The organism is Photorhabdus viridis (genome assembly GCF_040256935.1).
In the GTDB taxonomy this organism is placed as follows: Bacteria; Pseudomonadota; Gammaproteobacteria; order Enterobacterales; family Enterobacteriaceae; genus Photorhabdus; species Photorhabdus viridis.
This window is the reverse complement of record NZ_JBEJZY010000072.1, coordinates 1-11644: the sequence shown is the minus strand read 5'-3', so window position 1 is coordinate 11644 and position 11644 is coordinate 1. Positions and strand designations below refer to the sequence as shown.

General features: G+C 49.0%; 3 protein-coding genes and 2 pseudogenes. All 5 read left to right on the top strand.

Annotated features, from left to right (window positions below):
* Positions 1–1799, top strand: a 1799-nt coding sequence (locus ABR397_RS21080) for a hypothetical protein (protein WP_350307428.1), incomplete at its 5' end; no start/stop codon positions are given.
* Between the two features lie 115 nt (positions 1800–1914).
* Positions 1915–9402: a hemagglutinin repeat-containing protein gene (locus tag ABR397_RS21075; RefSeq protein WP_350307427.1), complete on the top strand. Its 7488-nt coding sequence runs from the start codon at positions 1915–1917 to the stop codon at positions 9400–9402.
* Positions 9403–9735: 333 nt separating this feature from the next.
* Positions 9736–10038 carry an IS66 family insertion sequence element accessory protein TnpA gene (gene tnpA / locus ABR397_RS21070; protein WP_350307426.1) on the top strand — a complete coding sequence of 101 codons (303 nt, stop codon included), beginning with the start codon at positions 9736–9738 and terminating at the stop codon, positions 10036–10038.
* A pseudogene (gene tnpB, locus ABR397_RS21065) lies at positions 10032–10178 on the top strand (IS66 family insertion sequence element accessory protein TnpB); the annotation flags it as partial. The gene tnpA and the pseudogene tnpB, both read left to right, overlap by 7 nt.
* Positions 10172–10468: pseudogene (locus ABR397_RS21055) on the top strand (hemagglutinin repeat-containing protein); the annotation flags it as partial. The pseudogenes tnpB and ABR397_RS21055, both read left to right, overlap by 7 nt.
* Positions 10469–11644 lie beyond the last annotated feature (1176 nt).

The following is an 11644-nucleotide window of genomic DNA, read 5'->3' as shown; positions in this document are numbered from 1 at the left end:
CTAATCAACAACTCAAAGTGACATCATCAGGAACAGTCGATAACACCGGCGGTACAATGGTCAGTCAGCATCAGCAACTGACATTGAAAACCGGTGAAATGGACAACACCGACGGCTTGTTGAAATCCGGCGCCACCCTTTCACTCAACACTCAGGGTCAGAAGCTGACTAACGCCCAGAGCGGAGAAAAACACGGCATCCGCAGCGGCAGTGACCTAACACTGGAAGCCGGTGAAATTGATAACACCGCTGGCGTGATAAATTCACAAGGTGAAACCACACTGACCAGCCACAATCTCAACAACACCGACGGTAAAATCCTCTCGCAGGGGAAAGCAGATCTGACAACACAAGCAATCAACAACCAACGCGGACGGATACAATCCGTAGCCAGTCTGGATCTGGATACCCAGCAGCAGGAGCTGGTCAACACTGACAGCGGTAAAAACGGTGGGATAATAGCGAAAGATGCCTTGGAATTGACGACCGGTAAACTGATCAATGACCGTGGATCTATCCGTGGCGACCAAACCCACATTAACACCCATCAGCAAGCGCTAAACAACTTAGCCGGCACCATCGCCAGTAAGAAAAACCTGCAACTTAACAGTGGCGAGTTAAACAGTACCGGTGGCCGGATAGAATCTGCCGGCGATATGACACTGGACACGCATGGAGAAAAACTGACCACGGCAAAAAGCGGCGATACGGGTGGCGTTATCAGTAAAGGCACACTCACCCTGACCACCGGAGAAATCGACAACCATGATGGCGTCATCATTGGTAAAGGAACAACGACAGTCACCGGTGGTGAACTTAACAACCGGGGCGGGACACTTGCCAGCGAAACCGGTGCACTGAAATTAACCGTAGGCAAAACTGACAACAACGGCGGCTTACTGCAATCTGTCGATGATCTAACGCTGGATACGCAAGGCGAACTACTGACCAACATCAACAGTGGTGAAAGCGGAGGCATAATCAGTACAGGCAATATGAATCTGACCACAGGCATCATTGATAACCAACAAGGAAAAGTAATCGCCAATAAGCAACTCAAAGTAACATCAACGGGAACTGTTGATAATACAAACGGTAAAATGTTCAGCGAATATCAACAATTGACACTGAATACTGGCGAACTGAATAACACCAGTGGTCTGCTGCAATCCAAAACAACGCTTTCACTTAACACCCACGGTCAGAAACTAATTAACACTCAAAGCGGAGATAAACACGGCATATTCAGCGGTGGCGACCTGACTCTGGAAGTGGATGAAATCGATAACACCGCTGGCATGATCGATTCACAAGGCGACACCACACTGACCAGCCACAATCTCAACAATACCAAAGGAAAAATCCTCTCAAAGGGGAAAGCAGATCTGACAACACAAGCAGTCAATAACCAACATGGGCTGATTCAATCCGCCGCCAGTCTGGATCTGGATACCCAGAAACAGGAACTGGTCAACACTGACAGCGGCAAATACGGCGGGATCGTAGCGCAAGATACCTTGAAGCTGACTACGGGTAAACTGATCAATGACCGCGGATTTATCCGTGGCGACGAAACCCACATTAACACGCAGAAACAATCACTCCACAACAAGGCTGGTACCATCGTTAGTAAGAAAAACCTGCAACTCGACAGCGGGGAACTCGACAATACCGGCGGAAAGATAGAATCTGCCGGTGATATGACGCTGGACACGCATGGAGAAAAACTGACTACAGCAAAAAGCGGCGACAACGGTGGCATTATCAGCAAAGGGACGATGACCCTGACCCACAGGTGAAATTGACAACCATGATGGTGTAATTATTGGCATAGGGAAGACAACCATCACTGGCGGTGAACTGAAAAACCAACGGGGGACCCTTGGCAGCAAAACCGATGCCTTGGAATTATCAGTGAACGAAACTGACAACAGCGGCGGTCTGTTACATTCCGCAGGTAAACTGACACTCAATACGAATGGTCACACCCTGACTAACAAGGACAGTGGTGATCAGAACGGCATTAGCAGCCAGGATGATATGTTAATTACCAGCGGTGATTTACATAATCAAGCTGGCACTATTACCAGTCGTAAAGTTGCAACACTAAACACCGCCGCTGTGAATAACACCCAAGGCACTATTGTCGGCACTCAACAGACTACGCTCACGACCCAAGCATTCAATAACCTGAAAGGCGCCGTCCGGTCTGATGGAACACTGAGACTGAACACCCAGGGCCAACGCCTAGATAACAACGGTGACAAAGATAAATCAGGAAAAGTCTCTGCTCTAGGAGATTTGACGCTGGATATCGGTGAATTAAATAATGACACCGGTTTTATCGCCGCTGACGGAAAAACCGATATCACCGGCGCGACACTAATCAATAACAATGGTCATATTGCCGGTAACGGTGGATTGGAGATTCACAGCCAAACACTCACCAACCACAACGGCAAATTACAGTCGGCGGAAACCGTCTATATTGACACGAACAAGCAGCTACTGGATAACCAGCACGGCCGTATCATTGGTGATAACGGAACAACAGTGACCAGCGGCAAACTGGACAACCGCCACGGACATATTCAGGGTGGGAAACTGGTTATCGACACAGGATTGGCTGATACAGATAACCAAGACGGTAAATTGTTGTCAACAGACACCATGGACCTAGATACCCAACAGCTCGACAACCGTCACGGACAGATCAAAGCCGTGGGTGACTCAACACTTAACGTGAAGAAACAAACGAACAACACTGACGGCTTTATCCATGGTGACCAACAACTGATCCTAGACACGTCGGAACTGATTAACCGGGAGACTAATCACCCTGAGCGGGGGACTGAAGCTCAACACCTGATCATTAAAGCTCAACAGGTGGATAACACCCAAGGCGCATTACGGGCAGCCGACAGCCTGCAAACCATCGTCAGCCAGACACTGGATAACACACAGGGACTGATTTCTGGTGGAAAACGACTCACCATTGAAGACGAAGATCAGAAACTGACGGTTAACAACCAAAAAGGCACTTTAATTGCGAGTGAAAAAACCAGCATCAAAGTTGACACTCTGAGTGGTGACGGACAGGTGTTATCGCAGGGCGACATGGAGATAAAGTTAAAACAGGATTTCCACAACACTGGCAATGTCACCGCTAACGGCGATATGGTTCTGAAAACAGCGGGCAACGTTATCAATGATGGGACCATTAAAACAGGTCAGACATTACATCTGGAAGCAAAAAACGTCACTAATACCCAAATAGCAGAAATCAACGCCAAGAAAACCGAAGTCAACGTCCGCGACACACTGACCAACGCCGGCCTGATTGACAGTGAATTCACCCATCTAAACACCAAAATACTGGACAACACCGGCACCGGCCGGATTTACGGTGACCAGATGGTCCTCAAAACAGGTACGCTCAATAACACCGCACTGAATGGTAAAGCTGCCGTCATTGCCGCCCGAGACCAAATGGACATTGCCGCTGGGACTTTAAACAACCTTAATCATGCTCAGATTTACAGCGTGGGTGATATGCGCATTGGCGGACAACTGGATGAAAACTTGGCCGCCACCAGTCAGGCCGGCAAGCTCAACAACCATGCGGCAACCATTGAAGCAGGCGGTAACTTAAGGATTGATGCCGCTATTATCCGTAATACCAATGACAAACTGGTGACACAGGTGGTGGAAGTAGAAAAATCCCAGCGCCATGAAGCAGCACTGAAAGGCCACACTACTCGCTATGACTGGTCTCAGGTGGACACCTCCTACAGCAACAAATATGGTGTACACGATGCTGTTATGCCAGACGGAAGCAGCGATGATGAATTTTACGAGTACCAATACACTCGTACCGTCAATGAAACCCAGATAAAGGAAAGCGATCCGGGTAAAATTCTGGCCGGCGGTAATATCATTCTAAATAGTACAATACTGACCAATAACGACAGCCAAATCGTAGCCGGCGCAACACTGGGCGGTGATATTGACGAACTGCACAATAACGCTACCAAAGGTGAACGCATCACCACGGATGAAGGCAGACAGACCTACTGGTATGCCAAAAAGAAAAAACGCAGAATCGGGGGAACTAAAACTTCCCAGGGAAGAAGCGGCAGTAATTATCGCCCGGCACCGGTAACCGAAACCATCGACCTGAAAGCGCTAGCCTGGAAATCCAATACTCGATCGGATATTACCAGCATAACGATAGGTGACAGGCAGACAAGCCGTGTTCAAAGTGCACCTGCAGGGATTAATCTGACCTCAAGAATAGCGGAAGCCGGTGAAGTTACGCTCACGAATGCGACTATCAACGACATCATACTCAGCATCCCGAGACAGACTAACGACCGAGGAACGACTGTGACTATCCCTACGAACACAGTCACACTGCCGGACAGGGACACATCGGTTGATCGTCCGTTATTTTCTCATACCGGCCAACAGACTGAGCAGGTATTGCCATCTGGCGCAGTGGCACTGCCGAACAGAGACGCGTTGCCTGAGCTCCCAACTTTTTCTCCTACAGGCCAACAGACCGAGCAGGTATTGTCATCCGGCGCAGTGACACTGCCGAACAGAGACGCGTTGCCTGAGTTTCCAACTCTTTCTCCTACAAGCCAACAGACCGAGCATGTATTGCCATCCGGCACAGTGGCACTGCCGAACAGAGATGCTCTGACTGAACACCCAATGCTTTCACCTACCGGTCAACAGACTGAGCTGGTGCGACCACCGGACACCATCCCATTGCCGGATAGCGGCACATTGGCTGAACGTCCGCTCGTATTACCGACCGGCCAACAATTTGAACTGGTGCTGCCGCCTGGCACCGTTAAAGGACAGACAGTCGAACCGCTTATCCGCATAGTCGCTCCGGAGACCCGCCTGCCGGATAACAGCTTGTATATCGTGCAACCCAGTAGTGACAGCCACTATCTGGTAGAAACCGACCCTAAATTCACCCAGCATAAAGAATGGCTGGGTACGGATTATATGCAACAACAGCTCACCAATGACCCGGCACTGATCCACAAACGCTTGGGAGACGGATTCTACGAACAGCGTCTGGTACGTGATCAGATCACCCAGTTGACCGGACAGCGTTATCTGGCCGGTCATAACAACGATGAAGCTCAGTTCAAAGCGCTGATGGAAGCCGGGGTCTCCTTCAGCAAACAACAACAACTGACCCCAAGTATTGCCCTGAGTCCGTCACAAATGGCTCTGCTCACCTCAGACATTATCTGGCTGACCAACCGGACAGTGACCCTGCCGGATGGCACAACACAGACCGTGGCCGTACCGCAGGTCTACGCCCGGGTCAATAAAGGCGACCTGACCGGAGATGGCGCTCTGCTCTCGGGTCACAACGTCATACTGAATAGCCGGGGTGATATCACCAACAGCGGCGCCATCAGAGGGCGTGAAGTGACCCAATTGACCGCTAAAAACCTAATCAACAGCGGCTTTATTCAAGGCGGCAAAGTAGATTTAACTGCACAGCAGGATATCACCAACCTAGGCGGCAGCATTCAAGGGCAAGATAGAATTTCTGCGCTGGCAGGCCGGGATATCACCAGCACCTCCACCCTGCGCGATGACAATGTTAGCCGCTGGCTGGACCGCCCCGCAGGGATTTATGTCCAGAATGACCAAGGTACCTTGTCGCTGAAAGCCATCAACGACGTCCAACTCACTGCCAGCAAAGTCGATAACGCCGGTAAAGACAGCCAGACAGAGATAACGGCAGGCCATGACTTGACTCTGGACACTCTGCTCACTCGCCGCACGGAAAACGGTAACTGGGGGAACGATAACTACCGCCATTTGACGCAGGCGCACGACACTGGCAGCCAGATAAACACCGCTGGTAACTTGGCACTGCGAGCCGGCAATAACCTTAATGCCACCGCCGCTAACGTAAATGCCGGTCAGCAACTGACGGCCCAGGCCGGGAACAACCTCACCCTGAACGCCGGTACCGCTTCATCAGACTTGGTCGAACATAGCAAACAGACCAGCAAAGGCTTGCTCTCTAAATCGTCAGTCGAAACCCACGACGAAATCCATGAGCGCCGGGCAGTGAGTACCACCCTGAGCGGGGACAGTATCACCGTACAGGCCGGCAAAGACCTGAACATCATCGGCAGTAACGTGGCTGGCGCCCAGGATGTCGATCTGGCTGCTGGTAATCAGCTCACCGTCACCACCGCGGATGAAGCCCGTCACGAGACGCATCTGCGGAAGGAGAAAAAATCCGGTCTGATGGGTACTGGTGGTATTGGCTTCACCGTCGGCAAAGCCAGCCAAAAATCCACTACTGACATCGACAGCAACCTCAGCAAAGGCAGCACCGTCGGCAGCAGTCAAGGCAATGTCACGCTCAACGCGGGAGAACGGCTCAACATTCACGGTAGTGATGTGGTCGCGGGCCGGGATATGACCCTCACTGGTCAGGATGTCACTATCACTAGCACGGAAAACAGCCATACCGCCTTGACCAAAACCGAACAAAAACAAAGCGGCCTGACCGTGGCCCTATCCGGGACAGCCGGCAGTGCCGTGAATACTGCTGTTCAGACCGTTAAGGCGGCCAGCAGTGAAAGTGACAGCCGACTGAAAGCCTTACAAGGCACCAAAGCTGCCCTAAGTGGGGTTCAGGCAGTTCAGGCCGCCCGACTGGCCGATGCCAAAGGCGGCGACAACAAAACCAATAACAACCTTGTGGGTATCAACCTCTCCTACGGCAGCCAGTCCTCCCGTTCAGAGCAGAAACAGCACCAGACCAGCCAACAAGGCAGCAGCCTGACCACCGGGGATAATCTTAATATCACGGCCACCGGCAACGACACTCCTGACCAGAATGGCGATATCCGTGTTCAGGGCGGTCGGTTGCAGGCAGGCAAAGACCTGCAACTCAATGCTAATCGGGATATCCAACTCACCTCCAGTCAGAATACCGAACAGACCACCGGCAGCAACAGCAGTAGCGGCGGCTCACTCGGCGTGGGCTTCACCGCCGGACCGGGTGGCACTGGCCTGAATGTCTCCGCCAGCGTCAACTACGGCAAAGGCCGTGAAAGCGGTGACGGCGTCAGCCATAACGAAACCACCCTGGATGCCGGACAGAACGTTACCCTCAACGCAGGCCGGGATGCGACCCTTAAAGGCGCCCAGGTCAGCGGCGAACAGATTACTGCGGACGTAAAACGCAACCTGACGCTCACCAGCGAACAGGACAGCAACCGCTATGATATGAAGCAGCAGAACGTCAGTGCCGGCGCCAGTGTCACGGTCGGTCCTCAGCCGGAAGGAACATTAAGTTTCAATGTCGGCCGCGACAAAATCCACAGCAACTTTGACTCCGTGCAAGAACAGACTGGGCTGTTTGCCGGCAAAGGCGGCTATGAAGTGAAGGTAGGCGAACATACCCAGCTTGACGGTGCTGTGATTGCCAGTACTGCAGACAAAGCCAAAAACACCCTTGATACAGGCACCCTGGGCTTCGGGGATATTCAAAACAAAGCGGATTTCAAAACCGAACACCAGAGCGTCGGATTCAGCACCGGCGGACCGATAGGGAGCTCATTGCTGAGTAATCTGGCCTCCAATACTTTGGGAGGAGCGAATAAAGAAGGCCATGCTCAAAGCACCACTCATGCGGCAGTCAGTGACGGCACGATTGCTATCCGGGATAAGGCTCACCAACAGCAGGATATCACCACCCTGAGCCGCGACACGGATAATGCCGGTAATGCGTTAAGTCCTATCTTTGATAAAGAGAAAGAGCAGAAACGACTGAGACAGGCACAACTGATTCGGGAAATCAGCGCACAGGTGATTGATATTGCTGGTACTGAAGGGTCCATTATCGCCACCAAAGCCGCCAACGCGAAAATGGCGAATATCAGTGAGCAGGACAAAGCGGATGCCAGAGCGAAACTGGCGAAAACCAGCGCTTTCCCCCCAACTGAGGATGACATCAAAAACCAAATTTACAAAACGGCTTACAATCAGGCATTAAATGACTCTGGTTTTGGTACCGGCGGTAAATACCAGACCGCCTTACAGGCCGCCACGGCTGCTATTCAGGGACTGGCTGGGGGTAATATTGGTCAGGCACTGGCCGGGGGTGCCTCACCGTATCTGGCCGGGGTGATTAAGGACATGACCACCGACCCGCAAACCGGTAAAGTGGATATCACCACCAATACCTTGGCTCATGCGATTCTGGGGGCGGCGGTTGCGGAAGCCAGTGGTAACAGTGCATTGGCTGGGGCAGCCGGGGCTGCTTCTGGTGAACTGGCTGCTCAAGCGCTGATGAAGCATTTCCATGGTGAAAATGTTAAAGTCAGTGACTTAAGTGAAGAGGAAAAACAGACTATCAGCACCCTCTCCACCCTGGCGGCAGGCCTGGCAGGCGGCATTGCAGGAGACTCTACCGGCAGCGCCGTTACCGGTGCCCAGGCTGGGAAGAATGCGGTGGAGAACAACTATCTTTATGAAGACGAAAGCCACCGTTTTGATAAAGAGTTGGCCGAGTGTAAGGCCAAAGGAGGAGACTGTGGTGCAGTTATTCAGAAGTATTTAGACATCAGCAATAAAAATAGTGCCGAATTAGAGGAAAAATGCAAAGGAGGCGGTATTACCTGCGTGACTTATGAAGAAATTATTCAAGTAAATACGAATGTTGCGCTTGATGAGGGATCGTTACAAATTCGATTGTCAGAGAAATTAAAAGATCCCGACGCCATCAAGATAGTGCAGTATTTGAATGGTAAGGATTTGCAGTTTTTGAAGGATAATATTACCACTTCTAACAGAGTTGCCGCTGTCGCTTTAGATCCAACTTCATGGCCTGTAATGGTCTTTGGTGCAAAGGCAATGATTCAGGGGGCGAAAGGGAAAGAGCAGCTACTTGCGGCAGGCGTCACCAGTGGTGTAAATGCAGCTGTTCAATATGGCACAACAGGAGAAGTGAAGTTATCTGATGTAATTGGAGCAGGTGTTGTCGGCGCTATCACAGCAGGGAAAGGTTATAACCCAACCGTTACTTGGAATGCAGTAGGCGGCTATTACACCGCAGAAATCAAAGGAGATGATCCTTTCTTGAATGCAATAATAAGTAAAGGCGGAGCCAGTGTCGGATATGCGGCTGGTAATGTTCTGAAAATCCCAATGGAGAAGATACTCAATCCAATATCGAAGCAACTTGAATGGGAACCAATCGGGATTTGGACAATTACAAAGCCTGTGAAACAAAGTTCAATTCCATCAGTGGCTGGTAACGTTGGTGATTCAGTAACATCAGGTATATTTAACGATAGCATGGGGAAAGCTATAAAAGATAAGGCGCAACAAGATGAAAAAAAATAAGTCTATATTAGCTTTGTTGTATTTATCTTGCTCTTTTTTTCTCTTCATATTTTTTATGTGCATACTAGCTGCAACACTTGGCTATTGGGTTGGAGGTGGAAAAGAAATTTTCCACTTCATTAGTAGCAACATTAGTATGTACTTGAAAGTCAGTACATCTGGATTTCTAGTCGGCTTTGTGCTTTGGTTATTTGATATTCGTTAGTTACCCGATAAGAACGATCCCAGCTGTTGAGCTGGGATTTTTTTGTTGGTAATGTTCCGGTGAACTCACCTTGCTCCTCTCATTCGGTTCATGCGCGCTAGGTTTTTGTCTTAATCTTGTGAGGAACCATGAGCCGTAGCCGATATACCCCGGAGCAAAAACAACACCATGTGACCCAATGGCGCCACAGTGACCTGACCCGAAAACAGTATTGCGAACAGCATCGGCTGAGTTTTTCCTCTTTCCGTGACTGGATTGCCGACAGTAACAAAATACGCCAACCTCTCAGCCAGACACTGTCCGCCCTCTTGCCGGTTTCACTCCAGCCTGATGACGCGCACACCGTCACCCTGCATACCCCAGACGGGTATGCCATCGCCTGTCCATTGACGCTGTTGCCTGACGTGATGCGGGTACTGGCCCGATGCTGAAACCGCAACAGCTCTTTCTGGTGCGAGAGCCCGTCGATATGCGCCGGGGCATTGATGTCCTGACCCAATACCTCGAGGGACTGAATTTGCGCTGGCAGGAAGAAGCCGCTTTTGTTTTCTGCAACAAGGCCCGCTCCCGTCCGCACAGGTCAGCGGCGAACAAATTACCGCGAACGTAAAACGCAACCTGACGCTCACCAGCGAACAGGACAGCAACCGCTACGATATGAAGCAGCAAAACGTCAGTGCCGGCGCCAGTGTCACGGTCGGTCCTCAGCCGGAAGGAACATTAAGTTTCAATGTCGGCCACGACAAAATCCACAGCAACTTTGACTCCGTGCAAGAACAGACTGGGCTGTTTGCCGGCAAAGGCGGCTATGAAGTGAAGGTAGGCGAACATACTCAGCTTGACGGCGCTGTGATTGCAAGTTTTAACTGTTGTTTTATCCTTTTTAACACCTAATTTTTGTTAAGTTTAATCATCATCGCATAACGTTTTTTATATTTAATGAAAGCTAATCATACCCGCTTTTTATCTTTACTGACTCTATTTTTCGATTCTTCTATTTTTTCCGATAATCTGCCCTTTTTCAAGGCTTAAATCCTGCCAAATTAACCGTTTTATCCCTTTTTTATTGCATTGTTTTTATAGTTTTCTTCATAAAATAACCGGCGATAAAACACTTAAATGTCCATCTATTCGGATAATATTCTTTTACGTGCGGATTTCTTTTCAACTCGCTATTAATGGTTAATGACCTCCGATTAAATACAATTAACTCTCCTTCTGAAAAGTTGCCTTTATCGAGTTAAATCCATCCTATCCACTCTGTATTCGCGTTTTTAACTTCTGTATTCTCGTTTTTAAATGATTATGACAGGTTAGGTAAATGTAAAACAAGTGGAGTATAAAATCACTGATAAATAAATTAAATATGGCAAGGTAAATAATGTGGTATCCCGCCATGGTTTTATGATGGTCAGGTTTTAAACTGTTATTAGAAGTCATTTTTTAACTTATGGTTTCAATCGGTATAAAGTTTTAACTGTTGTTTTATCCCTTTTAATACCTGATTTTGTTAAGTTTAATCATCATCGAATAACGTTTTTTATATTTAATGAAAGCTAATCATACCCGCTTTTTATCTTTACTGACTCTATTTTTCGATTCTTCCATTTTTTCCGATAACCTGCCCTTTTTCAAGGCTTAAATCCTGCCAAATTAACCGTTTTATCCCTTTTTTATTGCATTGTTTTTATAGTTTTCTTCATAAAATAACCGGCGATAAAACACTTAAATGTCCATCTATTCGGATAATATTCTTTTACGTGCGGATTTCTTTTCAACTCGCTATTAATGGTTAATGACCTCCGATTAAATGCAATTAACTCTCCTTCTGAAAAGTTGCCTTTGTTGAGTTAAATCTGTTTTGGATATAAAATATTTAATACCTCTGCATTCCCGTTTTTAAATAATTATGGTAGGTTAGGTAAATAACCTCAGCTCTGCTTAAGAACAGAGATTTCAGAAGCACGTAGATTCAGACTCGGTCTTATCGCTTGGAATGTAAATGCGCCGCTTCTATGCGTTTCGTGCATTGACTCA